Raw genomic sequence first — 26784 nt, 5'->3', positions numbered from 1 at the left:
AAGACTGAGCGGCGTGTGGCGCTAGGATCGTTAGGTACTCGCCGCTGGTTGTTTGCTATTTTTGGGTTTGCGTTGCTGAATCAGTAGGCCCACGACAATAAAGCTAAGACCGATCAGGGTGCTGATATGAATCGTCTCGCCAATAATGGTGGCCAATAACACCAAGGAGATAAAAGGCGAGATAAAAATCAGATTGCTGATCCGTGAGGCATTCTGAGTATATTTCATTGCGCTCAACCACAGCATAAAGGTTATCCCCATTTCAAAAAGCCCCACATAGCTCACCGCGAGCCAGCCTTGCCAGGGGATCCCTGCCCACGATGCTGTTATCCCCGCCAATAATAAAGATGCAGGTAATGACAGCATAAAACTTAACAGAATGCCGAGCACCGGGTCGGCAGGATTTTTAGTATTCAGTACCCAAAAACCTGCCCACAATAGCGTGGAGAGCAACGCAAGCCCAATGCCAAGCGGGCTGTCGAATTGTAGCGAGAGCAATTGGCCTTTGGTTGCTATGACCACCACACCAAAATAGCCCAATGCCGCCGCAATCCAATCTTGACGACGAATAGTATGGCCGAGAAACACCGCTGCCATTAAGGTCAAGGTAATGGCCCAGCTGTAATTTAGTGGTTGCGCCAAGGACGCAGGGAGAAGGTCATAAGCTTTGAAAAGAACCAAATAATAAATTAAGGGATTAATCATTCCGAGCAGGCAATAATAGCCAGGCCGGCGACGAAACGTCGGCCACAGTGCCGATAGCTTGCCTTGCACCGCGGCAATAGCGGCGAGTACGACGACCGATACCACGCTGGCGGCGGCCAGCATTTGAATCGGGGTCATGTAGCTTAAGGTGATTTTGAACGCGGTCGCGACTGTTGACCACAACAGCACGGCAGATAATCCAAATATCAGTGCTTTACGTTCATTGTGCATACTGCCTCCCTGCAAAGATGCCTTCTATTCCAGGCAGTCTACGGTATTCGTACGCACCGAGATAGACTGGACATCTATCCAGTATCCCATTAGCCTTGCTGACATCAGTGACCGTACAATAGAGAACCCGTTATGCTTGATGGTCTGTCATTATCCACCTTGTCTATCCTGACGTTTTGTTTCGGCGTTATCAGTGCCTCAGGGCTGAGCTATTGGCTGCATCGACGCGTAGTCACCCAATATCAACAGTGGTTTGACACGCAATATGCCCAACAGCAGGCGACCGCTGACATGCAGCAACAACAGCTTCGTCAGCAACTGGAACAACAACAACAAGAGTTGGATAGCTTGGATGTTGAACGCGATCGTCTAACGCAAGAGCTACGCCAGTATTACGGCAAATTAACTTCTGCCAGTGAGAAGCTACGTCAACTGGAGCAATTACGCCAAGACAATCAAGCGCTGTCAGACAAACTGGATGCGGTACGTGAGGATAAATCAGAACTGTTAGCTGAGCTTCGTGAAGTCAAAGCGAGTGCGGAGCAACAACTCAATGCGGCGAAAGAAAAGCACGCGCTATTGGAAAATGCGGAAGAGAGGCTGCGCACCCAATTTGAACAGCTGGCCAACCAGGTATTTGAGCAAAAAGTCCATTCTGTTGATGAGCAGAATAAAATGAGCTTAGAGAGCTTACTGGGGCCGCTGAAGTCGCAGTTGGAAGGGTTTAAAAAGCAAGTGACTGACAGCTTTGGCGAACAAGCGAAAGAGCGTCACACCCTGATTCATGAAATCAAAAACCTCCAGCAACTGAATGCGGATATGACCCGTGAAGCGCACAATCTGACCCAGGCGCTAAAAGGTGACAACAAGCAACAGGGCAATTGGGGCGAAGTGGTGTTGGCGCGTATTTTGGAAGAGTCCGGCTTGCGTGAAGGGCGTGAATATCAAACCCAAGTGAGTTTTGAGAACGAGCAAGGTAAGCGTTATCAGCCCGATGTGGTGGTGAAATTACCCCAAGAAAAAGACGTGGTAATAGATGCCAAAATGGCCCTCGTCGCCTATGAACGTTACTACAACGCAGAGACCTTGGCTGAGCAAGATGCGGCGCTAAAAGAGCATGTACAATCCATACGCCAGCATATCCGCGGGCTGGGGCGTAAAGATTATCATCAGCTTCATGGCGTGCGTTCGCTGGATTACGTACTGATGTTTATTCCGGTGGAGCCGGCTTTCCAAGTCGCGGTCGAGGCTGATGCCCGCCTGATCCGTGAGGCGATGGATAATAATATTATGTTGGTCAGTCCTACCACTTTGCTGGTGGCACTGCGTACCATCAATAATTTATGGCGTTATGAATACCAAAACCAAAATGCCAAACAAATCGCAGAGAAAGCGAGCAAGCTCTATGACAAGGTGCGTCTATTTGTTGGTGATATGGAAGCGCTCGGCAATGCGCTGGGTAAAGCCAGTGACAGTTATCAAGGGGCGATGAACAAACTCAGCCAAGGCCGCGGTAATATTATTCGCCAAGCGGAAGGGTTTAAAGCGCTGGGGGTAGAGGTAAAAAGGGATATCAGCCCGTCGCTCGCCAGTGTCGCTACCGAGCCGGCGGCAGATGAACCTCTCAACTTGACCCAGGCCGAACGGGACGCCAACCAGCAATAATCATAATAAACTTGGCCGCACGCTTGGAGTCGGGATGGGCGATAAAGTAAACTGGAGCCAATACGTTAGGGGAATATAATGACAGATAAAAACGCGCACCAGGATCAAGAGACCATCGACTTTGGCTACCAGCAAGTCAAACGCCAAGAAAAAGAAAGCCTCGTGGCCAATGTGTTTCACTCGGTGGCGGCGAAGTACGATCTGATGAATGATGTGATGTCGATGGGCATTCACCGGATCTGGAAACGCTTTACCATTGATTGCAGTGGTGTTCGTCCTGGGCAAAAAGTGCTCGACTTAGCCGGTGGTACTGGTGACCTTACGGCAAAATTTTCTCGCCTTGTTGGTGAGCGCGGTGAAGTGGTGCTCGCCGACATTAATAACTCAATGCTCAAGGTGGGTCGCGACAAACTGCGCGACAAAGGCATTGTTGGCAATGTCAGTTACGTGCAAGCCAACGCCGAGGCACTGCCTTTCCCTGATGACCACTTCGATTGCATCACTATCGCGTTTGGTCTGCGCAACGTCACCGATAAAGATGCTGCCTTACGCTCAATGTTTCGTGTCCTCAAGCCTGGAGGGCGTTTGCTGGTGCTGGAGTTTTCCAAACCGGTTGCCGAGCCGTTATCAAAAGTCTACGACGCCTACTCTTTCCATGTGTTACCGAAAATGGGGCAACTGATTGTTAACGACCCAGACAGCTACCGTTATTTGGCCGAATCGATTCGCATGCACCCTGATCAAGAAACCTTAAAAGGAATGATGGAGCAAGCCGGTTTTGAACAAGCCAGCTACTACAATCTCACGGGTGGCATTGTAGCGCTGCACCGTGGATATAAATTCTAAGGAGCCCACATGGCGCTTGATTCACTTTTATGCGCGGCCCTGGAAACAGCGCTTAATGCGGTGATTGCCAAAGATGCCGATAGCCAGCGTCGCCTTGCGCGTCTAAAAGGGCGTTGTATCGGTGTTACGCTCCAAGAGCTTGATCGCCAACTGATTTTTATCTTCGACCAACGCATTGATGTACTCAGCCATTATGAGGGTGAGCGTGATGCTAATTTGTCGTTATCGCTATCGGCATTGCCGCAGTTACAGCAAAAGGCCAATTTAACCGCGCTAATCAAAGCGGATAAACTCACGCTGGAGGGGGATATCGATGTCGCCCAGCAGTTCTCTCAGTTGCTCAGTGGTATCGAACTGGATGTGGCAGAGTGGTTGGCACCGTATACTGGCGATGTGATTGCCCACACGGTGGTGAGTCACGCCCAGCAGCGCTGGCAGCAACTGCAACAATTGGCTCAGCGACAACAGCGCTATGCGGGGGATGTGATTACTGAAGAGTGGCGTTTAGCGCCAGGGGCGCTTGAAGTGGCCGCTTACAGTGACCAAGTGGACGAATTGCGCAGCGATGTCGCGCGATTGGAAGCCAGGTTTAAGCAGTTGGTAGAACGGGTGGAGTCTGCATGACGCTCAATGAAATTCGTCGCTTGTATTTTATCATCCGCACCTTACTGTTGTACGGTGTCGATGCTTTGTTGCCCAAACAACCTTTAACACGGCTGGCGCATCTTGGTCGTCAATCACTGTTTTGGCTGAAAAATCAGCACCCAGATAAGCCGGTAGGAGAACGTTTACGGTTGGCCTTACAAAGCTTGGGCCCGGTATGGGTAAAGCTTGGGCAAATGATGTCGACGCGCCGCGATCTCTTTCCGGGTGATATCGCCAACGAGCTGGCGCAACTGCAAGATAAGGTGGCACCGTTTGATGGCCACAAAGCCAAAGCGCAAATCGAAGCCTCGTTAGGCGGCCCGTTAGAAACCTGGTTTAGCGACTTTGACCCCCATCCACTCGCCTCTGCGTCGATCGCGCAAGTGCACACCGCTACGCTCAAATCGAATGGGCGTGAAGTGGTGCTGAAGGTGATCCGCCCCGATATTTTGCCAGTGATCCAAGCTGACTTGCGCTTGATGTATCGTGTGGCACGGCTGGTGGCGCGTTTTCTGCCCGATGCGCGTCGGTTAAAACCGGTCGAAGTCATCCGCGAGTACGAAAAAACCTTGCTCGATGAGCTGGACTTAATGCGTGAAGCGGCCAATACCATTCAGCTGCGCCGCAACTTTGAAAACGACCCAGCGCTGTATGTGCCCGAAGTGTTCAGCGATTACTGCCGCAAAGACGTGATGGTGTCTGAGCGAATCTATGGCATTCAAGTGTCGGATATCGAGGCGCTACAAGCCAATGGCACGGATATGAAACTGCTGGCTGAGCGCGGGGTGGAGGTCTTCTTTACTCAGGTGTTTCGTGACAGCTTTTTCCATGCGGATATGCACCCAGGCAACGTGTTTGTCTCCTACGAGCACCCGGATGACCCGCAGTGGATTGGGCTGGATTGCGGGATTGTCGGCACCTTAAATCGCGACGATAAACGCTATTTGGCGGAAAACTTTATCGCCTTTTTTAACCGCGATTACCGCAAAGTGGCCGAATTGCACGTCGACTCTGGCTGGGTGCCGCACGACACCAACGTGGATGATTTTGAGTTTGCCATTCGCACCGTGTGTGAGCCGATTTTCGAAAAGCCACTGTGCGAAATCTCGTTCGGTAATGTGTTATTAAACCTATTTAACACCGCGCGCCGATTTAATATGGAAGTGCAGCCGCAGCTGGTGTTGTTGCAAAAAACCTTACTCTACATTGAAGGACTGGGGCGTCAGCTCTATCCGCAGTTAGATTTGTGGACCACGGCCAAGCCGTTTTTAGAGTCGTGGATGAAGCAGCAAGTGGGGCCCCAAGCGGTGTGGGCAGCGGTCAAAGAGAAAGCGCCATTTTGGGCCGAGAAGTTACCTGAGATCCCAGAGCTGGTGTATGACGGATTGCGCCAAGGGCGACAAATTAACCAACGGCTCGATGCTTACTATCATGGTTATTTGCAAACCCGGCAACGTCATTCACGCGCCACCTACCTGCTCGGCATTGGGGCCACCTTGCTGCTGACGGCGACCATTTTGTTTGCCAACCGGGTAGAGACCTTGCCGGGCGTCGCCGCCGCAGGTGCGGTGATCTTTTGGTTGTGGGGCTGGCGACTTTGTAATAAAACTTGTAATAAATAGCAGTTACACTGCTGCGCACATCAAGTTAACCAAACGGAAGAAAGGGAACCGGTATGGGTGGAATTAGTATTTGGCAGTTGCTGATCATTGCGGTGATTGTGGTGTTGTTATTTGGCACTAAGAAGCTGCGCAACATGGGCGGCGATCTTGGCTCGGCGGTCAAAGGCTTTAAAAAAGCGATGAACGATGACGACGCAAAGACCACTGACAAAGATGCGGATTTTCAGCAGCAGTCGTTGGATAGCAGCGATAGCGACGCGTCGAAAAAAGAGCAAGCGCGCAAAGATAAAGAGCAGGTGTAAGCCGTGTTTGATATTGGTTTCTGGGAGCTAGTGCTGATTGCCATTATTGGCCTCGTGGTGCTTGGCCCGGAGCGATTACCGGTCGCGATACGCAATGTGTCGCGCTGGGTGGGGGCGGCGAAACGGATGGCAGGCTCCGTCCGTGATGAGCTTGAGCAAGAGCTCAAACTCAAAGAGCTCCAGGACAACTTACATAAGGCCGAACAAGCGGGGATGAAAGATTTGTCACCTGAGTTACAAGAGTCGGTCGACACCCTACGTCAACGCGCGGCGGATGTACAACGCCCTTATGCAGCATCACCTGCTTCTCATCACCCAGATGAAGGCGACGATGCGCCATCAACGGATAAGCGATAACGAGCCCGACGCTTTATGTTTTCGATGAACAAACCACTATGTCTGTAAACGATACTCAGCCTCTTATCAGCCACTTGATGGAGCTTCGCAACCGCCTGCTGCGCGCAATTATCGCCATCTTGGTGGTGTTTGCCTGCTTGGTGTATTTCGCCAATGATATTTACAGTCTGATAGCTCAACCGCTGATCGACAAATTGCCCGAAGGGGCGAGCATGATCGCCACCGATGTGGCCTCACCCTTTTTTACCCCCATTAAGCTTACGCTAGTGATATCGGTATTCGTGGCCATCCCTGTGGTGCTGTACCAAATCTGGGCGTTCGTGGCCCCCGGCCTCTATAAGCACGAACAGCGGTTGGTGATGCCGCTTTTGGTTTCCAGTTCATTGCTGTTTTACGCGGGCGTGGCGTTTGCGTATTGGGTTGTGCTGCCATTGGTCTTTGGCTTTTTCACCTCTATCGCGCCAGAAGGGGTGCAAGTGGCAACCGATATTGCCAGTTATCTCGACTTTATCTTGGCGCTTTTCCTCGCCTTTGGGATTGCCTTTGAGATCCCTATCGCGATTATACTGCTGGTGTGGACAGGCGCGACTACGGCACAAAGCTTAACCCGCAAGCGGCCTTATGTGATTGTGGCTGCGTTTGTGGTGGGGATGATGCTGACACCACCGGATATGATTTCACAAACCCTGCTGGCCATTCCTATGTGCTTGCTGTTCGAGCTGGGCGTGGTGCTGTCGCGTTTTTACGTCCCACGTGAAAAATCAGAATCCGAGGAGGCCAGCGAATGATCGATATTGGTGTCAATCTGACCAGCACACGGTTTGATCAAGACAGAGACACCGTGGTGGCTGATGCCAAACAGGCGGGTGTCACTGGCATGATTCTGACCGGCACCAGTGTTGAAGAAAGCCAAGCGGCGGCCGCGCTAGCGAGGTCTTATCCTGGTTTTGCCTATGCCACAGCGGGGATTCATCCGCATGATGCCAAATCGGTCGAGGCGACAGATTTAAGCGCTATTCAGCAATTAGCGCAGCGTCCCGAGGTGGTGGCGATCGGTGAGTGTGGGCTCGATTTCAATCGGGACTTTTCGCCGCGGCCGCAACAAGAAGCGGTGTTCGAGGCGCAGCTTGCGCTAGCGGCTGAGTTGTCGATGCCAGTGTTTATGCACTGTCGTGATGCCCACGATCGCTGGTTCGCCATTTTGCGGCCATGGCTCGACAAACTGCCCGCAGCGGTACTGCATTGTTTTACTGGCGATGACCGTGCACTGCGCGATTGCCTCGATGCCGGCTTATATATAGGGGTGACGGGGTGGCTATGCGACGAGCGCCGCGGACAGCAGCTGCAGCAACAGGTAAGCTGGTTGCCCGATGATAGGCTGATGATAGAAACCGATGCACCGTATTTGCAGCCTCGCGATATACGGCCGCGACCTAAGCGCAGTCGCAATGAGCCGAAATATTTGCCACACATTGCCCAAACAGTGGCACGATTGCGCCAACAGCCTGTCGAACATATTATTGATTGTACAATAAAAAACACTCAGCGCTGCTTTTCTATTCAGTGACTGGGTGAACACTACACGAGGCAGTTCGCTGCCCCAAAGCCCAGGTCTGCAACTTAAAGGAGGATACAGTGACCGTATCCATTCAAGGCGCCTTTCCTGCTCGACGCCTGCGTCGTACACGCAAAACTGACTTTAGCCGCCGTATGGTGGCGGAACATTCATTGTCCGCAAGCGATTTGATTTACCCAATCTTCGTGCTCATGGGTAAGAATCGTCGTGAGCCAGTGGCATCCATGCCCGGCATCGAGCGACTCTCGATTGATTTATTGCTCCATGAAGCGGATTACCTGGCCAAGCTAGGTGTCCCTGCCATTGCCCTGTTTCCTGTGATCCCGAAAGAGTTTAAAACCAGCTGTGCCTCAGAGGCATTTAACCCCGAAGGGTTAGTGCCACGCGCGGTGCGCTTACTCAAAGAGCATGTGCCGCAAATGGGCGTGATCACCGATGTGGCGCTGGACCCTTACACAGTGCACGGCCAAGATGGGATCATTGATGAAGACGGCTATGTGATGAACGAGCCCACCACCGAGGTACTGATCAAACAAGCCCTATCTCATGCCGAAGCGGGTGTCGATATTGTCGCGCCTTCTGACATGATGGATGGACGAATTGGTCGTATTCGTGAGTCGTTGGAAGCCAATGGTCATATCAATACCCAGATCATGGCGTACTCTGCCAAGTATGCGTCCAATTACTATGGCCCGTTTCGCGATGCATTAGGCTCGGCGGCGAATCTGAAAGGCGGTAACAAGGCCAACTATCAAATGGATCCGGCCAACAGTGATGAAGCCTTGCACGAAGTGGCGATGGATATTGCTGAAGGGGCGGATACCGTGATGGTTAAACCCGGGATGCCGTATTTGGATGTGGTACGCCGGGTAAAAAATGAGCTTAAGGTGCCAACCTTTGCTTACCAAGTATCGGGTGAATATGCGATGCACAAAGCGGCAATCGATAATGGTTGGCTAAAAGAGCGCGAGACGGTGATGGAGTCATTATTGTGCTTTAAGCGTGCGGGGGCCGATGGCATCCTGACTTACTTTGCTAAGCAAGTGGCCGAGTGGTTAGCGGAAGACGCTGGCGCTACTTTGCCTCCCAGACCGGAAGAGACGGTCGGTTAACTCTCCTTTTATGACAGCGCCCTTGCCCCGAGCAAGGGCGTTTTTTTAGCCTGCCCAGGATAACCCCACAAAGTTCAAGGGATCACATTGCGATTAATGGGGTTCTGTAGTGAGATCAGTGTTTCGGTGGATTGCACTTCGTCGATGGCTTGTAGCTTGTCAATCAACACAAACTGTAATTCTTCGATAGAGCGACACATGAGCTTAACGAAAATATTATAGGCCCCCGTGGTGTAGTAGGCTTCTACTACCTCCTCGAGCTGATTGAGTTTGTCCAGCGCCGAGTGGTAATCCCGCGCCGCTTTAAGGTTGATACCGATAAAGCAGCACACGTCGTAGCCGAGTTTTTTGGTATTGACCAATATTTCCGTGCCTTCGATGATGCCCGCAGCTTTCATTTTCTCAACCCGCACGTGAACTGTGGCGGGACTGACATTAAAGCGCTTGGCCATTTCTGCGTAAGGGACGCGTGCATCATCCAACAGGGTAGAGAGAATACGACGATCTAGGTCATCTAATTTTGGCAACTCGTTCATTGTTTTAGTCTTTTTGTTATAGCATGGCCAGACTTTTCGTTAACGCGGTTGCTTAGCCACTTCGTTAACGCCTAATGTAGGGTATCGCGTTGTTTAGCGAGATACCAACAAACCAACAGGAAGGGGATGTGGGGATCAGATACATTTTCGGTGGTTTATTACTGCTTATCGCCAGTAGCGTCAATGCCGCACAAAAAGATGTGCTGGTGGTGCATTCCTATCATCCTGGCTTCTTTTGGAATCAGGCGTTGGTTGAAGGGTTGGAAACGGCGACACAAGGCGAAGAGATCGCCTTCCAGCATTCCTACCTAGAAAGTAAACGCTACCAATCGGATGCCTATCGCGAACAGCTTAAAGATGTTTATATCCATAAACTGACCAACCATGATTTTGATGCCATTCTCACCACGGATAATGCCGCACTCTGGCTCATCCATGAGCTGCATGAATACGTGGGAGAGACACCGGTGGTGTATGCGGGGCTCAATAACTTTGGTCGCCAACACTACCCCTTGTTGCCCAAGGTCACTGGGGTGAAAGAAGAAATAGACTTACCGCGCAACTTGTCGTTAATGAAGCGCTTACACCCAGATTTAAAGCGGGTGTACGTACTGCTCGATGAGACCTTTTCCAGTCGTCAGTATTGGAATGTGGTGAAGGCTCAGCTGAGAAACGATGGTAACGCGGGTGTTGAGGTTGTCAGGCTATCTAGCCTCTCTTTCCAAGCGTTGCATGACCGCATTCAAGCGATGCAGCCGGGCGAGGCGGTATATTATTTATCCTACTTTCGCGATAAAAATGGCACCTTTCTCGATAGGCTCAGTGGCATCAACTCACTGATCCAAAACGCGCCCGTGCCAATTTATGGTGCGATGAGCTTTATGTTGGGTCAGGGCGTGATCGGGGGCATTGTCATCGATGGAAAAACTCAAGGTCAGCACCAAGGTCAACTGCTGTTGGATGTACTGGCAGGCAAGCTTCCCCCTGAGCGAGACAGTACTAACCTGATGTTATTCGATTACCCGGCGCTGAAAGATTGGGGCGTGGATGTGAGCGCTATCGAAGACGCTGTGGTGATCAATAAGCCTCAGCCGCTGTGGCTAAAGCACCAAGTTGCGTTTCAAGCCGTGGCATTGGCGGTGTTGGTATTGGGAAGCGTGATTGCCATGCTCGGTGCCAATATTCGCCAGTTACGCCGCAGTGAGTCAGCGTTAAAGCGCCACCGAGCGATGCTTAAAGGCATTTTTGATCAAAGTAACCAGTTTATTGCGCTGTTGGATGAGAACGGGATCTTGGTCTCAGGCAATGCCAGTTTTAACCAATTAATCAGCGTGAGTCACCCTTATCGTGGGCGGCCTTTGTGGTTTTGGCCGATTTGGCGTAACCCCGCCCGCCTGGAGGAGTACCTCAAGCTTACCGATTTCTCCCAGCCTCGACGGTTTGAGCTTTGCCTCAGTGAAGCGCATCGTGAGGTGATCTTGGATGTAGCGGTCAAGGGGTTTCCCAGCGAAAATGGCCAACGGCGCGTCCTGTTAGAGGCCCGTGATATTACCCAGCGCAAACAAACCGAAGAGAAGCTACAACGAAGCGAAATTGAATACCGCATGTTGTATGAACAGCAGCCTGTGATTCTATTAACCATTGATTACCAAGCACGTATTCAATCGCTCAATCAGTATGCCGCTGATCTGTTTGGTTATGACAAAGCCGCCTTATTAGGGCACAAGATCACCACTTTATATGTCGAGCATCAAGTGCCTCCCCATCGAATGATTAAACGCGATCACAACAACCAAGAGCAGGTATGGCGGCGTGAGATCCCGTATCGTGCCGGCAATGGTCATACCTTGTGGGTGCGTGAAACCGTGCGCGCGATGCATAATCAGACGCAGTTGCTGGTGGTGGGCGAAGACATCACTGCGCATCGAGAAATGGAAAACCAGCTGACCTATCAAGCCCATCACGACTACTTAACAGGGCTGTATAATCGTAGCTATTTTGAGCAAAAACTCGCCGCCGCGCTGTTACAAGCGCGAGAGGAAGATCAGTGTCACGCGATGTACTACATCGATATGGATCAATTTAAGCTGATTAACGACACCGCCGGACATGAAGCAGGGGACGAGGCGCTCAAACAAGTGGCGCAGATTATCCAGCAACATCTGCCAACAGGGGCGGTCTTATCGCGACTCGGGGGCGATGAATTTGGCGTGATTGCCTATCATCACTCGGCGGAACGCGCGCTGACTTGGGGGCACCAACTCCTGGCAATCTTGGCGGACAGTGAGTTTTTCTGGCACGGCAGCCGTATGCGCTTAGCATGCTCATTGGGTATTCGCCTTCTGGATCGCACCGCCGGTTCGCCGCAGCAAGTGCATGCGCAAGCGGATACCGCCTGCTATGCCGCCAAAGACGAAGGGCGTAACCGTTTACATCTTTATCACCCGGATGATGAAGAGCTGCAACGTCGCGAGCAAGAAATGGCGTATGTCAGCCACATTCATGATGCCATTGCCCACGACCGCTTTGATATCTATGCACAGCAGATCGTCGATATTCGACCGGGTAGGCAAGATACGCTCTACATTGAAGCCTTGGTAAGGATGCGCGATACCCAAGGCGGTTGGTTGCCGCCGAGCATGTTTATCCCAGCGGCCGAACGTTACAACATGGCGCATCAACTGGACACCGTGGTGGTGACCAAAACCCTAGCGTGGTTTGATGCCCACCCGGATCAGATTGCTAAGCTGGGTAAAGTGTCGATTAACCTGTCGGGACGGTCGATCACTCAAAAGGATTTTGTCACCTTCTTAATCGCCGCGATTAAGCAAACCCAAGTGCCTAGCGAGTGCATCTGTCTGGAGATCACTGAAACCGCGGCTATTACCAACATGAGCAGTGCGATCGAGCTTTTCTCGCAGCTAAAAGCCTTGGGGTGCGTGATTGCCTTGGATGACTTTGGCGCGGGGATTTCGTCGTTTGGATACTTGAAGCGCTTGCCGGTCGATATCATTAAGATCGATGGTCAATTTATTCGCGATATCGCCACCGATGACACCGATTATGCGATGGTGAAAGCCATTAATGATCTGGCCAAGCAAATGGGGAAACAAACCGTGGCGGAGTTTGTGGAAAATGCACATATTCTCAATAAACTGCGCGCATTGGATGTCGATTATGCCCAAGGCTATCACTTTAGCGTACCCACGCCCTTGGGTGAGCAGGTAAAAAATTGGTCGGCACGTCGAGAGACGATGAAGGAAAAAATCCATCTCTGATATACTCGGCGCATAACCAGCCGCGGAGAGCCAATGTGCAACTCAGTTTGATTTGCGACGCCCCTGACAAATCCGAGCAATTTGAGGGATTAAAAAGAAAGTGGTCACTGACACACACACCTGATTCGTCATTTGCGTTGATCATGACCGCGACACGCCTTGAGCTGCGCAAACAGGATGAGCCTAAGTTAGGCGCTGTGTATGTGGACTTTGTTGGCGGTGCGGTCGGCCATCGGCGTAAGTTCGGCGGTGGCAAAGGGCAAGCCATTGCCAAGGCGGTGGGGCTCAACAAAGGGGTCACGCCACGGGTGTTGGATGCCACGGCTGGCTTGGGGCGTGATGCGTTTGTATTAGCATCCTTAGGCTGTCAGGTGCAGATGATTGAGCGGCATCCAGTGGTCGCGGCGCTGCTCGATGATGGGTTACAGCGCGCCTATCAAGACACTGAGATTGGTACCTGGATGCAATCACGGATGACACTGCTGCATGCCAGTAGTGCGCAAGCACTCACTGATATGGCACAGACTCCCGGGCTGCAACGACCTGATGTGATCTACTTAGACCCCATGTATCCGCACAAGAAAAAAACCGCGTTGGTGAAAAAAGAAATGCGTGTTTTCCAGGCTTTGGTGGGCGCTGACATGGACGCCGATGCCTTGTTAGCGCCTGCGTGCCAGCTCGCGCGCAGCCGCGTAGTGGTGAAGCGTCCAGATTATGCTGAGCCCTTGGCGGCAACGCCACCACACTCTAGTATTACTACCAAGAAAAACCGCTTTGACATGTACATCAACGCAGCGTTAAGTGCGGGGGCGTAAATGGCGAAGTCTTTGTGTAAGTGGCGACGGGGTGAGGTAGAGGCCAACTTAAGTGCGTTAGCATCGATTACCACGCCACCGCGAGCGGCTTGCAGTAAGTGTGCGCGAGTCGCCAGTGAAAAAGGCTACCTCTGTCGCCCTGTGCCTCTTGCCAGTGAAAGCACTAAAAAAGCGCAAAAAGCCAAGAATAAAGCGGACAAGAAAGATAAAAAGGGTAAAAAAGCGAACAAAGAAAAAAAGAAAGCGAAAAAACGGAAGGAAAAATAAAGGCTCCATAGCGAACTAGGGAGCCTTAGCGGGCTTAGTCGAGGCCTTTGACCATCAGTACGGTCAGCAGTCCGGTAATGACTGAGATGATCAGGCCAGAAACGATTAGCCAAGGCAACATATCCATCATGTTCTGCACTCACTTCTTTGTTATGAATTGGGGGAAAAGCGAGCATGATTGAGCCTGAGTTTAGCCACATTCTCAATGTGCTAGACGTAGACAGTTAAGCTTAGTAACGATTAGAAACAAGGTGGTGGCAAAGCCATCAATCCGCCCTCGTGGCACATCGGTCTATCAGTACAAAGGGTCCATCATGAGTGTCAATCAAGGAAAAGCCGACGTATCGGTTTGGGATAAAGAAGAAGCCTTAAGCCGGCTAATGGATAGCCCGGCGCTTCTTGATGAGGCTTGCAGTATTTTTGTTGAAGAAAGTGAGCAACAACTGCCAAGCATGGAAAAGCAGCTTGCCAATGCCGACTATACCGCCTTGGCGCGCGAAGCACATAAGATGAAAGGCAGTGCGGGCAACCTTGCCGCGCTAGAGCTGCATCAGCAAGCATTGACGCTCGAGCAAGCGGCCAAGCAGGAGGCTGCTGACCAAGCGGCTGCCGCGTTAGCGGATGTTAAAGAAGGCTTGGCACGATTTTGCGCGCAACTCACTCACTAGTCGCCTGTCTTATCATGCTCGCGAGTGACCTATAAAAAACGCCGTGTGTCGACACGGCGTTTTATTACCAGCCTGTCTTATGCGGTTTAGCGCATGGTGACAAACTCTTCTGACCCGGTAGGGTGAATCGCGACCACACTATCAAAGTCTGCTTTGGTGGCGCCCATCTTCATCGCTACCGCAAAACCTTGAATCATTTCATCAACGGTAAAGCCAATACCGTGCAGACCGACCACTTTTTCTTCATCGCCCGCGCAAACTAGTTTCATCTTACAAGGTTGACGGTGCTGAGTAACCGCGGTGTACATGGCCGCAAAGCTGGAGGTATAGACCTTAACGTTATCATCGCCGTACTTGGCGCGTGCCTCTGGCTCGCTCAAACCAATGGTGCCGATTGGCGGGTGGCTAAAGACGACAGTGGGAACCAAATCATAGTCCATTTTGGCATGCGTTTGGCCGTTAAACAGACGCTCTGAGAGTAAGCGTCCGGATTTGACGGCGACTGGCGTCAGCTCAATCCCGCCATCCATAATATCACCGACACAGTGAATGTGCGGGACGCTGGTGGTCTGATAGGGGTCAACCTTGATGTAGCCATCGGCCGTGGTCTGCACGTCGGTCGCGCCGAGGTTGATTTTATCCGTGGTCGGATGGCGGCCAATCGCCCAAATCAGGGTGTCCGTGTTGTGGGTGGTGCCGTTTTCAAAGGCCAGAGTTAGGCTACCATCACTTTCTTCAGTGACCGACACGGGCACATGTTGGGTGTGAAGGGTAGGGCCTTCTTTTTCCATCACTTCGACCAAGGTGTCGGTCACCATAGGGTCGAAGGTACGCAGTGGGCGATCTTTACGCACAAACAAGTGGGTATCAGAGCCTAAGGCATGCAGTACACCGGCGATTTCGACCGCGATGTAACCGGCACCGACTACGGCCACGCGTTTAGGCTGCTCGGGAAGGGCAAAGAAGCCATCGGAGTCGATCCCTAATTCTGCCCCCGGAATATTTGGAATCGTGGGCGTGCCGCCTACTGCGATCAAAAAATGATCGGCTGTGTAGTGCTCGCCATCCACTTCCACCGTGTGGTTGTCGACAAAGCGGGCAAAACCACGGATGACATCGATATTATTTTTGCCCAGTACGTTGTCGTAGGCGTTGTGAATACGGCCGATGTAGGCTTCACGGTTATCCACTAAGGTTGACCAATTAAAGCCTTTTACATCCACATCAAAGCCGTAGTCTGATGCATAGAGGTTAAGCGCTTCAGCGACTTGGGCGCCATGCCACATGACTTTTTTAGGCACACAACCTACGTTTACGCAGGTGCCGCCAAGGTGTTTTGCTTCAATAAGGGCGACGTTAGCACCGTGCATCGCAGCACGGTTGGCTGAGGCAATACCGCCGCTGCCGCCACCGATACAGATGTAGTCGAAATGCTTTGCCATGTCTTTCTCCATCTTATAGGCACTGGGTGCCTCTGGCATTGATATCGAGGTCAGCTTGTCGTGTTTGGCGTCGCTTGTAAAGCCACCCTCTCTGACCCATTGCGCCATAGCATACCAAACCGGCACTGAGGCAGCAGTCTCAGAATCATTTTGTAACGCTCGTAATACACCCAGGTAAATGGGGAGGGATTGAAAAGCGCAAAGAGAGACGGCATATACAGATTGTCATTCATATTCCAGGCCTCATAGGGTGAGTGTCTGGTAGCAAAAAGGAAGGCATTATGTCCAACCCGCTACTTCAATTTGAGGATTTACCTCCGTTTTCGGCGATTAAGCCTGAGCATGTTAAGCCGGCAGTGGAAGCCGCGATTGCTGACTGTCGTCAAGCGGTGGATACCGCGGCGGCCGCCGAACAACCAAGCTGGGATACGGTGAGTGTGCCCGTCACCGAGGCGGAAGATCGTCTTGGCCGCATCTGGTCACCGGTCAGCCACATGAACGCGGTGGTCAATAGTCAGCCACTGCGCGAGGCGTATGAGAGCTGCCTGGCGTTGCTGTCGGAATATTCTACCTGGCGTGGTCAGCATAAAGGCTTATACCAAGCATACAAAGCGATGAAAGACAGTGCTGAGTTTGCCGATCTCGACGTGGCGCAGCAAAAAGCGATTAACGATGCGTTACAAGACTTTGAGCTGTCCGGGATTGCGCTTCCAGCCGACCAGCAACACCGTTTTGGTGACATTCAAAAGCGGCTGTCGGAGCTGTCATCATCGTTTAGCAACAATGTGCTCGATGCCACCATGGGGTGGAGCAAGCTGATTAACGATGAAAGTGAATTAGCGGGGTTACCCGAGTCGGCGCGCAACGCGGCGAAAGCCCAAGCCGAGAGCAAGTCGCAATCAGGTTACTTATTTACGTTGGATATCCCCTCGTATCTGCCAGTCATGATGTACTGTGATAACCGAGCGCTGCGTCAACAAATGTATGAAGCCTTTACCACACGCGCCTCTGATCGTGGGCCGCAGGCGGGGCAGTGGGACAATACTGAGTTGATGAATGAGTCGCTGCGCCTCAAGCATGAGTTAGCGCGTTTACTCGGCTTTAATCACTATAGTGAGCTGTCACTGGCCACCAAAATGGCGGAAACCCCAGACCAAGTGATGGGCTTTTTAAACGATCTGGTTGATAAAGCGCGTCCGCAAGGTGAGCGAGAGTTTGCGGAAGTGAAAGCCTATGCTAAAGAAGAGTTTGGTGTTGATGTGCTCGAGCCTTGGGATATCCCTTACTACAGTGAAAAACTCAAGCAAGCCCGTTACACCATCTCTGATGAAGTGCTGCGTCCTTATTTCCCCGAAGCACGTGTCCTCTCTGGCTTGTTCGAAGTCATGCATCGTGTGTTTGGTATGACCATTACCGAGCGCAAAGGTGTTGAAACCTGGCATGACAGTGTGCGCTTTTACGATATTCATGATAGCCAAGGCACCCTGCGCGGCAGCTTCTACCTTGATCTATACGCACGTGAAAACAAACGTGGCGGCGCATGGATGGATGAATGTCGTGTCCGTCGCCGCAAAGCGAACGGCGAGCTTCAAACGCCAGTCGCGTATCTAACCTGTAACTTTAATCCGCCAGTGGGCGATGACCCGGCGCTGTTTACCCATGACGAAGTGGTCACTTTGTTCCACGAATTTGGCCATGGCATTCACCACATGCTGACGCAAGTCGATGTGGCGGATGTGTCGGGGATCAATGGCGTCCCTTGGGATGCGGTTGAGCTACCAAGCCAGTTTTTAGAAAACTGGTGCTGGGAGCAAGACGCACTGAGCTTTATCTCGGGGCATTATCAAACCGGGGAAGCCCTACCGGAAGATATGTTGGAAAAAATGCTGGCGGCTAAAAACTTTAACTCGGCGATGGGGATGTTGCGCCAGCTCGAATTTAGTCTATTCGACTTCCGTTTATTCAGCGAGTTTGACCCAGAGGTGGGCCCTCGGATTATGGAAACGCTCAGTGCGGTGCGTGAGAAGGTCTCTGTCGTGCCAACCCCGGAGTGGAACCGTTTCCCACACGCCTTTGGGCATATTTTTGCTGGTGGCTACAGCGCAGGCTACTACAGCTATAAATGGGCTGAGGTGTTGTCGAGCGATGCTTACTCGCGCTTTGAAGAAGAAGGGATCTTTAACCGCGACACCGGCGAGGACTTCCTGAATCATATTCTTAGTCGTGGTGGCAGTGAAGCACCGAAAGACTTGTTTGTGCGCTTTAGAGGGCGTGAACCAAGCCCTGACGCCTTACTGCGTCATAGCGGGATCACCACAGCGTAGTGTTGTCAGCGCTTCCATAAAAAAGCCCGCATCATCACTGGTGCGGGCTTTTTATTCACCGATGGGATTAGACGCGACGCTCGTCAGTGAGCACGACTAGGGGTAATCCAAGGCTTGATTGGCGCAGGGCTTCTTGCTCTAGCTCTGCGCGGAGCAAGGGGCTGGCCTCGAGCAGTGTGGTATCCAAGTGGAGGGTCAGGGCATCCTCCTCGGCGGTGAGCGCTATCATCGGTCGGACGCGGCTATCACGGCGATGGCATAAGATCACCGCAATTCGCAGTAGGCGCAACAGACGATTGGCGCTAGTGGTGGATAGCGCGTGCTGGCCATCAATCAACACCAATTGCTCTCGGTAGTAGCGGAGCAAGGTGGCGACTAATTGCTTCTGTGCTCGGGTGAAGCCGGGCAGGTCGAGATGGGTGATTAAATACGCGGCATGATCACCATCTTGCTTAAAGCCAATGCTTAAGCCAATCTCATGCACGCAGGCGGCAGCATGAAGCAAGCTTTTTGCTTCGGACTCTGGTACCCAGAACGCGGGACACTGGCTGAGCAGCTCGAGAGCGGTATCGGCGACATTAATACCGTGGGCTTCATCCAGCTGATAGCGGGATTGAATGCTGGCGATGGTACGGGCGCGAATATCACTGTGGCGCATCGCGGTCATCATTTCATAAACCAACCCCTCGCGCAGAGCCCCACCTGCTAAGGTCATGCGTGTCACCTCTAAACACTCGAAAATAGCGATCAGTATTGATAAACCGCTGGGAAAGACCAGTGCACGCTCTAAGGTCAAGCCTTCGATGTCCAGCGCGTCCATTTGCCCACAGGCAATGGCTTGATCGCGTAGCCGGTGAAGTTTCTCTAGCGTGATCACTTCATCCATGCCTTGGGTGACCATGATCTCTTGCAGTGCTTGCACGGTGCCACTGGCACCGACGCAGCAATCCCAACCGAGCGCACCATATTGCTCTATCAGCGGGGCTAATTCGGCTTTGGCGCCAGCAATCGCAGTATCGAAGGCGGATTGATTGAGCACCCGATCGGCAAAATAGTCTTCTAAAAAGGTGACACAGCCCATGTTGAGGCTTTGTAGCACGGTCGGCTCAAACTGCTCACCGATGATAAGCTCGGTGCTGGCACCACCGATGTCGACCACCAAGCGCTTGCCTGCTCCGCCAGAGGTATGCGCCACCCCTTGATAAATAGTACGCGCCTCTTCTTCCCCGGAGATGATTTCAATCGGATGGCCAAGCAGGGTGTTGGCTTTCGCTAAAAACGCGTCGGCGTTACTGGCGCGGCGCAGGGCCGCGGTGGCGACGACACGAATGTTGTCTGCGTTGAAGTCTTGTAAACGCTCGGCGAACAAAGCTAAGCAATCCCAGCCACGCTGCATGGCTTCGTCGCTCAGCTGTTGTTGGTTGTCCATGCCAGCGGCAAGACGAACTTTTCGCTTAATTTTCGCGAGCGTTTGCACGCTACCCGCCACTTGGCGCACCACCAGCATATGAAAGCTGTTGGAGCCTAAATCAATCGCGGCGTACAGCGACGGGGTCGATGTGGGATGTCCGTGACCACTCATGATGCGCTCTGACCTATCTGTCGTGAAACCTTATGCCGACTTTTGTGGACGACGACGTTGGCGGTTACGGTTGTTTCCGCCCCCTTTATTGTTGTTACTGCGACGCTGCGTATTGGGACGCTTCGCCATTTTCTTAGGCGGTGGCAAATCTTTAAGCAGTGCACTGCGGTCGAACTCGCTAACCGGGATGCTGTGTTCGATGTACTCTTCGATCGCGGGCAGGTTTACCGCATAGTCTTCACAGGCAAAGCTAATGGAGCTGCCACTGGCACCCGCGCGCCCAGTACGGCCAATACGATGGACATAGTCTTGCGCGTCGTCTGGCAGATCATAATTAAACACATGGGTCACTTGCGGAATATGCAGCCCGCGCGCCGCGACATCGGTCGCTACTAGCAGATCCAACTCGCCATTAGTAAATTGCTCGAGGATTTTAACCCGTTTTTTCTGAGGCACGTCCCCGGTGAGCAAACCCACACGATGGTTATCGGCGGCTAAATGGGCCCAAATTGACTCGCAGCGATGCTTGGTGTTGGCAAAAATGATCGCGCGTTCAGGCCAGTCTTCTTCAATCAAGGTTTGCAGCAGCGGCATCTTTTCTTTGTTTGATGGCTGGAACAACTCTTCTTTGATGCGATGGCCAGTAATTTGCTCTGGCTCCACCACCACATGCTCTGGGTTGGTCATATGCTCGAAGGCCAGCTCTTGAACACGATACGACAAGGTCGCCGAAAACAGCATGTTCAAGCGTTGAGCGGGGGCGGGCATGCGGTTAAACAAAAAGCGAATGTCTTTGATAAAACCGAGATCAAACATACGATCAGCTTCATCGAGGACCACGGCTTGAATGCCATGCAAATCAATCACTTTCTTTTTGTAAAAATCAATGATTCGACCGCAAGTTCCGATTAAAATATCAACGCCTTGCTCAAGGGTCTGTTGCTGTTTGTCATAACCTTCGCCACCATAGGCGAGGCCTGCGCTGATCGACGTATTGGCTAGCAGCGGCTCAGCATCGTTATAGATCTGAATCGCTAATTCACGCGTAGGGGCTAATATGATGGCGCGCGGTTGATTCTTTTTACGCGATGCAGGGGCATCGGTGGTAAGGAGGTGATGAAATGTCGCAGCCAGGAACGCCAGGGTTTTGCCTGTCCCCGTTTGCGCCTGCCCTGCAATGTCTTGGCCGGTGAGCAGGACCGGCAATGCCAAGGCTTGGATAGGGGTACATTGAGTAAACCCTTTGGCCTCCAAGCTTTTAAGAACATCGGCGTGCAAGCCGAGCTCGGCAAATTTCTGCTCTGTGATATGCGTCATTTTCATCCGGATAGAATATCAGCTTAGGCTTGCAATACGGAAGCGAATCCAGTCAAATAGTCCCATAATTTACTGGTCGCAATTTAGCCAGTAACAAAAACATGTATTGGAGTAGAAGATGAGCGACAAAATTATGCAGCTAACCGACGACAGCTTTGAAGCAGACGTTCTTAAAGCTGCAGGGCCTGTGTTGGTAGATTTTTGGGCAGAATGGTGTGGACCTTGCAAAATGATCGCGCCAATTCTGGACGAAATTGCTGAAGAATACGCAGGTAAAGTCACCATCGGAAAACTGAACATCGACCAGAACGCAGGTACACCGCCTAAGTTCGGCATCCGTGGTATCCCAACTCTGCTATTGTTTAAAGATGGCAGTGTAGCAGCAACCAAGGTTGGTGCAGTGTCAAAAACTCAGTTGAAAGAGTTTCTTGACGCCAACCTGTAATGCTAAAGTAACCGCCGCTGCCTCTCAGCGGCGGTTGTTTTTCTGCTAACTAGACGATACCCCATTTAGGTGCTACCTTATTGCACGGAATTTGTACTTCTGTTCATCTCTCGAACATACCACTGGTCTCGACACGCTAACTAATTTCAGACCTCAATTTTGACAAACAAGACACTCACCACTATGAATCTTACCGAACTGAAGACTCAACCCGTCTCGACGCTGGTTGCGCTTGGCGAAAGCATGGGACTTGAAAACCTGGCTCGCTTGCGTAAGCAGGACATCATTTTCTCGATCCTCAAACAGCACGCAAAAAGCGGTGAAGATATTTTCGGCAATGGCGTACTGGAAATTCTTCAAGACGGGTTTGGCTTCCTGCGCAGCGCAGACAGCTCGTATTTGGCCGGCCCAGATGACATCTATGTGTCGCCAAGCCAAATTCGCCGCTTTAACCTGCGCACAGGCGATACCATCGCGGGTAAAATTCGTCCCCCGAAAGACGGCGAGCGCTACTTCGCGCTATTGAAAGTTAACCAAGTTAACAGCGACAAACCAGACAACGCCCGCAGTAAAATCCTCTTCGAAAACTTAACGCCTTTGCACGCCAGCGAACGTATGGTGATGGAGCGCGGCAACGGCTCTACCGAAGACATCACTGCCCGTGTGCTCGACTTAGCCTCGCCGATTGGTAAAGGCCAGCGCGGCTTGATTGTGGCACCACCCAAAGCGGGTAAAACCATGTTGCTGCAAAACATTGCGCAAAGCATCGCGTTTAACCAGCCAGACTGTGAATTGATGGTGCTGTTGATTGACGAGCGTCCGGAAGAAGTGACCGAAATGCAGCGCCTAGTACAAGGCGAAGTGGTTGCCTCAACCTTTGACGAGCCGGCGAACCGCCACGTGCAAGTGGCTGAAATGGTTATCGAAAAAGCTAAGCGTTTGGTGGAGCACAAAAAAGACGTGGTTATCTTGCTCGACTCGATCACGCGTCTGGCGCGTGCTTACAACACGGTTGTGCCATCATCAGGCAAAGTATTGACTGGTGGTGTTGATGCCAACGCCTTGCACCGACCCAAGCGTTTCTTTGGTGCAGCGCGGAATGTAGAAGAAGGCGGCAGCCTGACCATCATTGCCACGGCGCTGGTAGACACGGGCTCGAAGATGGATGAAGTGATCTACGAAGAGTTTAAAGGCACGGGTAATATGGAACTGCACCTATCCCGTAAGATTGCTGAAAAACGTGTTTTCCCTGCCATTGATTTCACCCGCTCTGGTACCCGCCGTGAAGAGTTACTGACCAAGCCCGATGAGCTACAAAAAATGTGGATTCTGCGCAAAATAGTGCATCCAATGGGTGAGCTGGAAGGCATGGAATTCTTGATTGGTAAATTGGCGATGTCCAAGACCAATAATGAGTTCTTTGATGCGATGCGTCGGCAAAACTCGTAACGTATGACGTAATAATGTTAAGCACTGCGCATTCGCAGTGCTTTTTTATTGCCCAGTTGATACTGAGCTCGCACAATCATTGTCACCAAGGAAAGGTGGCGCAGGACGCGTGGCACCGAAGATAGGATTGCAACGGATGGCAAGACGTTTTCGCATCAAGCTAGTCGGGATATGCCTAGGGATAGTGGGCTTTGTTTCCCCCACTGTTTTGGCATCCAACGCGCCAGCGGCCGATGGGCAAATCGTGGCGCAGCCTTTTATCGAGCAAGTGTTAGATAAAGCGAGTACGGCGGATGCGATGCGTACTGCCTTTACCCTCCAAGCCAAGGGCGATATCAATGCGCTTGAGTCACACATTCGCCAGCTTCCTCCTCTGACGCGTGAGGCAACCTTGTATCGGCTGCTCTCCTCACCATTGCGGCTTGATAACGACAAGTGGCGCGAGTATCTCGTGACCTTAAGTCAGCAGCAGCCACACTTTCTGTTACGTCACCAACAAGACGGCTATTGGGTGACCACGCCCGCATTCCACTACGCCGCCGCGGCGCGCAAGCAGCTTAATCGCTATCGTCAGCAGCAATTAACCCAAGAGCTAGGCATGCTATTAAGCTATCGCCAGCTAGTCATTGCTGATTGGGTTCACCCCGACCAACCCGATTATCGCCAACGTCGTGATGCCTTGGTAACCATGATCGCCGACTATGACGGCGATGGTTTAGCGTATCTAGCCGATCAGTACCTAAATGATCCGACCTTAATGTGGATGCCAGACAATGCGATTTTAGCCGCATTGGCGCAAGCCACTGAGCGTCCCGCGCTGTATGAAAGGTTATGGCGTCGAGGCACGGACTTGTATAGCCTCGCGGCCTTGCACGCGCTGCGCGCGCGCGGTACAGAACCCTTTGCACTGCAGCAGATGATGGCGGCGGCCGACAACCCCTCGTTGCGTGGACCTGCGATTCGCCAGCTGGCCAACTTATCGCCACTGCCTGCGCCGGTTGCCGATTTTCTGCAGACACAACTGTCGCTACGACAAGGCAACCAAGTGGCGCAGCTGCTGGTGGAGGCGGGTAAAGGTGATTGGTTGAGTAGCTTGCAAGATCAGTTAGGGCCGCTTGGGCAGCAGCACATTGCATCTGCGTTGTCGTCGCGCTAATGTCGAGCCTTTACCGATCCGGATACCGCTTAACTTGGTATCATAGAGGCGACCATTAACCCGTTGAGCCTGATATGAAACTTTCCGATCTGCGCGATTTTATTGACTACCTTGAAGCGCAAGGTGAGCTAAAACGCATTACCCAGCCGGTTGACCCCGATCTTGAGATGACCGAGATTTGCGACCGCACCCTACGAGCGGGCGGGCCGGCGCTGTTATTCGAAAACCCAGTGGGTTATGACATTCCGGTGCTGGCGAATCTATTTGGTACGCCTAAGCGTGTTGCCCTAGGCATGGGCCGAGAAGACGTGCTCGAGCTGCGTGACGTGGGCAAATTGCTTGCTTATCTCAAAGAGCCAGAGCCACCCAAAGGCTTTCGTGATGCCCTCGATAAACTGCCCGTATTTCGGCAAGTGCTTAATATGCCGGCTAAAACCGTGCGTCGTCCGCGTTGCCAAGAAGTGGTGCTGAGCGGCGATGAGGTCGATCTGGATAAGATTCCGGTGATGCGCTGCTGGCCCGGGGATGTCGCCCCCTTGCTGACCTGGGGGCTGACGATTACCCGCGGCCCCAATAAAAAGCGGCAAAACCTCGGCATTTATCGTCAGCAAAAAATCGGCAAAAACAAAGTGATTATGCGCTGGTTGGCTCATCGCGGTGGCGCGTTAGATTTGCATGATTGGATGCAAACCCATCCCAACGAGCCTTTTCCGGTGACCGTGGCTTATGGCGCTGATCCTGCCACCATTCTAGGCGCGGTGACACCCGTGCCGGATACCTTGTCGGAATACGCATTTGCTGGCTTATTGCGGGGCAGTAAAACCGAAGTGGCTAAGTGTATCAGCAACGACTTGGATGTACCGGCCAGTGCGGAAATCGTGATGGAAGGCTATATCGACCCCAATGAGTACGCGGACGAAGGCCCTTATGGCGACCATACCGGCTATTATAATGAGGTTGAGCGTCACCATGTGTTCACTGTGACGCATCTGACCATGCGCAAAAAGCCGATTTATCATAGCACTTACACGGGGCGTCCACCGGATGAGCCCGCGGTACTGGGCGTGGCGCTGAACGAAGTCTTTGTGCCGATTTTGCAAAAGCAGTTCCCAGAGATTGTCGACTTTTATCTGCCGCCTGAGGGCTGCTCGTACCGCATGGCGGTGGTGACCATGAAAAAACAATATCCCGGTCACGCCAAGCGGGTGATGATGGGAGTGTGGTCCTTCTTGCGCCAGTTCATGTACACCAAGTTTGTGATAGTGTGTGACGACGACGTCAACGCGCGTGATTGGAATGACGTGATCTGGGCGATTACTACGCGTATGGATCCGTCGCGCGATACCGTGATGGTGGACAATACCCCTATCGACTCACTCGACTTTGCCTCGCCTGTAGTGGGGCTGGGCTCGAAAATGGGCCTTGATGCCACCAATAAATGGCAAGGAGAAACCGATCGCGAGTGGGGCACACCGATCGCGAAAGACCCAGAGGTCGTCGCACGTGTCGACGCGATTTGGGACGAATTAGGGATCTTAGACTAATCCTATTGGAATGCGCTAGCATTCACCGTTAACGATAAAACACAGCCAAGGCGGTAGTGATGCCGCTTCTTATAACCTCATCGGCTGTAGCAAAACGAACAGAGGAACAGAATGTCGATACTATGTGAAGTGACAGCCGTTGAGCCGTTGGCATGTCACACCTACCGCATTGTCCTAAAGCCACAGCAGGCGGTAAGCTACCAGCCAGGGCAATACGTGATGGCGGTGATGGGCGAAAAAGATAAACGCCCATTTTCGCTGGCGAGTAGCCCATGTCGTGAAGATGGTGCCGAACTCGAGCTACATGTCGGTGCGGCGGACGAAAATCCGTTTGCCTTGGAAGTGGTAGAAAAAGCCAAAGCCGTGCTTGAAAGCGGTGAAGCGAGCTTTGAAATCACTGAACCGGCCGGTGATGCCTGGTTGCGTGAGAGTCATCGCCCCTTATTGTTGATTGCCGGCGGTACCGGGTTTTCTTACGTGCGCAGCATGGTCGATCACTGTATTAGCCAAGGAATACAGTCTCCAATCTTTATTTATTGGGGCGCCCGTACCCCTTGTCAGCTCTATGCTCATGACGAGCTGCAAGCTCTGGCTGAGTCACACAATAATATTACCTTCATGCCCGTGGTAGAGCAGGCCGAAGGTGAGTGGCGCGGCAAAGTAGGCAATGTGTTAGAAGCGGTGATGGAAGATTTTGTTAGCCTCGGCGCTTATGACATCTACATCGCGGGCCGTTTTGAAATGGCCGGTGTTGCGCGCGACATGTTCTGCAAAGAGCGGGGCGTGAGCCGTGATCACCTCTACTCAGACGCGTTTGCCTTTATCTGAGTGAGTCTTCGCTCTCGGGAAAGTAAACAGGCAGGGACTTCCCTGCCTGTTTTGCATTCGGGTCACTGAGGC

The 26784-nt window shown here is 52.2% G+C and carries 23 protein-coding genes and 1 pseudogene; 19 read left to right on the top strand and 5 right to left on the bottom strand.

What is annotated here, in order from left to right; genetic code table 11:
* Window positions 1–30: 30 nt before the first annotated feature.
* Window positions 31–936, bottom strand: a complete 906-nt coding sequence (locus tag BGL48_RS06030; protein WP_069361815.1) for a DMT family transporter — start codon at window positions 934–936, stop codon at window positions 31–33.
* Window positions 937–1068: 132 nt separating this feature from the next.
* On the opposite strand from BGL48_RS06030, the gene rmuC reads away from it, so the two are divergent.
* The 9 genes from rmuC to hemB all read left to right on the top strand — a co-directional run bounded on the left by rmuC (window position 1069) and on the right by hemB (window position 9061).
* Window positions 1069–2601: a DNA recombination protein RmuC gene (gene rmuC, locus BGL48_RS06025; protein ID WP_069361814.1), complete on the top strand. Its 1533-nt coding sequence runs from the start codon at window positions 1069–1071 to the stop codon at window positions 2599–2601.
* A 78-nt stretch (window positions 2602–2679) separates the two neighbouring features.
* Entirely contained in the window at window positions 2680–3447 is a 768-nt protein-coding gene (gene ubiE, locus BGL48_RS06020; protein ID WP_069361813.1) for a bifunctional demethylmenaquinone methyltransferase/2-methoxy-6-polyprenyl-1,4-benzoquinol methylase UbiE, read from the top strand.
* A gap of 9 nt (window positions 3448–3456) precedes the next feature.
* On the top strand, window positions 3457–4071 hold the full coding sequence (locus tag BGL48_RS06015) for a ubiquinone biosynthesis accessory factor UbiJ (RefSeq protein WP_069361812.1): 615 nt from the start codon (window positions 3457–3459) through the stop codon (window positions 4069–4071).
* Complete coding sequence (gene ubiB / locus BGL48_RS06010; protein ID WP_069361811.1) at window positions 4068–5714, top strand: ubiquinone biosynthesis regulatory protein kinase UbiB; 1647 nt, start codon at window positions 4068–4070, stop codon at window positions 5712–5714. The genes BGL48_RS06015 and ubiB overlap by 4 nt, the downstream gene beginning before the upstream one ends.
* Window positions 5715–5767: 53 nt before the next feature.
* The gene (tatA, locus tag BGL48_RS06005) at window positions 5768–6016 is read left to right on the top strand and encodes a Sec-independent protein translocase subunit TatA (RefSeq protein ID WP_069361810.1); all 249 of its coding nucleotides are present in this window, start codon (window positions 5768–5770) and stop codon (window positions 6014–6016) included.
* A 3-nt stretch (window positions 6017–6019) separates the two neighbouring features.
* A complete protein-coding gene (gene tatB, locus BGL48_RS06000) occupies window positions 6020–6373 on the top strand; it encodes a Sec-independent protein translocase protein TatB (protein ID WP_069361809.1) in 354 nt (117 codons plus the stop codon).
* Between the two features lie 38 nt (window positions 6374–6411).
* Window positions 6412–7161 carry a twin-arginine translocase subunit TatC gene (gene tatC, locus BGL48_RS05995; RefSeq protein WP_069361808.1) on the top strand — a complete coding sequence of 250 codons (750 nt, stop codon included), beginning with the start codon at window positions 6412–6414 and terminating at the stop codon, window positions 7159–7161.
* Complete coding sequence (locus tag BGL48_RS05990; RefSeq protein ID WP_069361807.1) at window positions 7158–7940, top strand: TatD family hydrolase; 783 nt, start codon at window positions 7158–7160, stop codon at window positions 7938–7940. The genes tatC and BGL48_RS05990 overlap by 4 nt, the downstream gene beginning before the upstream one ends.
* Before the next feature lie 68 nt (window positions 7941–8008).
* A complete protein-coding gene (gene hemB / locus BGL48_RS05985) occupies window positions 8009–9061 on the top strand; it encodes a porphobilinogen synthase (RefSeq protein WP_069361806.1) in 1053 nt (350 codons plus the stop codon).
* A gap of 74 nt (window positions 9062–9135) precedes the next feature.
* Here the strand turns inward: hemB and asnC are convergent, their stop codons facing one another.
* Window positions 9136–9597: a transcriptional regulator AsnC gene (asnC, locus tag BGL48_RS05980; protein ID WP_069361805.1), complete on the bottom strand. Its 462-nt coding sequence runs from the start codon at window positions 9595–9597 to the stop codon at window positions 9136–9138.
* Between the two features lie 128 nt (window positions 9598–9725).
* Here asnC and BGL48_RS05975 point away from each other — a divergent pair, with 128 nt between their 5' ends.
* The 4 genes from BGL48_RS05975 to BGL48_RS05960 all read left to right on the top strand — a co-directional run bounded on the left by BGL48_RS05975 (window position 9726) and on the right by BGL48_RS05960 (window position 14625).
* On the top strand, window positions 9726–12875 hold the full coding sequence (locus BGL48_RS05975) for an ABC transporter substrate binding protein (RefSeq protein WP_255377340.1): 3150 nt from the start codon (window positions 9726–9728) through the stop codon (window positions 12873–12875).
* A 35-nt stretch (window positions 12876–12910) separates the two neighbouring features.
* Window positions 12911–13690: a class I SAM-dependent methyltransferase gene (locus tag BGL48_RS05970; RefSeq protein ID WP_069361804.1), complete on the top strand. Its 780-nt coding sequence runs from the start codon at window positions 12911–12913 to the stop codon at window positions 13688–13690.
* On the top strand, window positions 13691–13957 hold the full coding sequence (locus BGL48_RS05965; protein ID WP_069361803.1) for a hypothetical protein: 267 nt from the start codon (window positions 13691–13693) through the stop codon (window positions 13955–13957).
* Between the two features lie 314 nt (window positions 13958–14271).
* A complete protein-coding gene (locus BGL48_RS05960; protein ID WP_141698062.1) occupies window positions 14272–14625 on the top strand; it encodes an Hpt domain-containing protein in 354 nt (117 codons plus the stop codon).
* An 86-nt stretch (window positions 14626–14711) separates the two neighbouring features.
* Here the strand turns inward: BGL48_RS05960 and gorA are convergent, their stop codons facing one another.
* The gene (gene gorA, locus BGL48_RS05955) at window positions 14712–16067 is read right to left on the bottom strand and encodes a glutathione-disulfide reductase (protein WP_069361801.1); all 1356 of its coding nucleotides are present in this window, start codon (window positions 16065–16067) and stop codon (window positions 14712–14714) included.
* Between the two features lie 281 nt (window positions 16068–16348).
* Here gorA and prlC point away from each other — a divergent pair, with 281 nt between their 5' ends.
* A complete protein-coding gene (prlC, locus tag BGL48_RS05950) occupies window positions 16349–18391 on the top strand; it encodes an oligopeptidase A (protein ID WP_069361800.1) in 2043 nt (680 codons plus the stop codon).
* A gap of 67 nt (window positions 18392–18458) precedes the next feature.
* On the opposite strand, the gene gppA is transcribed toward prlC, so the two are convergent.
* Together gppA and rhlB are read right to left on the bottom strand one after the other, a co-directional pair.
* A complete protein-coding gene (gene gppA, locus BGL48_RS05945; protein WP_069361799.1) occupies window positions 18459–19973 on the bottom strand; it encodes a guanosine-5'-triphosphate,3'-diphosphate diphosphatase in 1515 nt (504 codons plus the stop codon).
* Between the two features lie 30 nt (window positions 19974–20003).
* A complete protein-coding gene (rhlB, locus tag BGL48_RS05940; protein WP_069361798.1) occupies window positions 20004–21296 on the bottom strand; it encodes an ATP-dependent RNA helicase RhlB in 1293 nt (430 codons plus the stop codon).
* A 112-nt stretch (window positions 21297–21408) separates the two neighbouring features.
* On the opposite strand from rhlB, the gene trxA reads away from it, so the two are divergent.
* The 5 genes and pseudogenes from trxA (at window position 21409) to fre (ending at window position 26712) form a co-directional block, all read left to right on the top strand.
* Window positions 21409–21735 (top strand): thioredoxin TrxA, encoded by a 327-nt coding sequence (gene trxA, locus BGL48_RS05935; protein WP_021022211.1) that lies wholly within the window; start codon window positions 21409–21411, stop codon window positions 21733–21735.
* A 183-nt stretch (window positions 21736–21918) separates the two neighbouring features.
* Entirely contained in the window at window positions 21919–23184 is a 1266-nt protein-coding gene (gene rho, locus BGL48_RS05930) for a transcription termination factor Rho (RefSeq protein WP_069361797.1), read from the top strand.
* A gap of 136 nt (window positions 23185–23320) precedes the next feature.
* Window positions 23321–24340, top strand: a complete 1020-nt coding sequence (locus tag BGL48_RS05925; protein WP_141698061.1) for a hypothetical protein — start codon at window positions 23321–23323, stop codon at window positions 24338–24340.
* Window positions 24341–24414: 74 nt separating this feature from the next.
* Window positions 24415–25854, top strand: a pseudogene (gene ubiD / locus BGL48_RS05920) (4-hydroxy-3-polyprenylbenzoate decarboxylase); the annotation flags it as partial.
* A gap of 141 nt (window positions 25855–25995) precedes the next feature.
* Entirely contained in the window at window positions 25996–26712 is a 717-nt protein-coding gene (fre, locus tag BGL48_RS05915) for an NAD(P)H-flavin reductase (protein WP_069361794.1), read from the top strand.
* Window positions 26713–26784 lie beyond the last annotated feature (72 nt).

The sequence above is a fragment of the Salinivibrio sp. SS3 genome (assembly GCF_001722105.1).
Lineage (GTDB): Bacteria > Pseudomonadota > Gammaproteobacteria > Enterobacterales > Vibrionaceae > Salinivibrio > Salinivibrio kushneri.
Note: the sequence above shows the minus strand (reverse complement) of the source record. Positions and strands in the feature narration are given on the sequence as shown.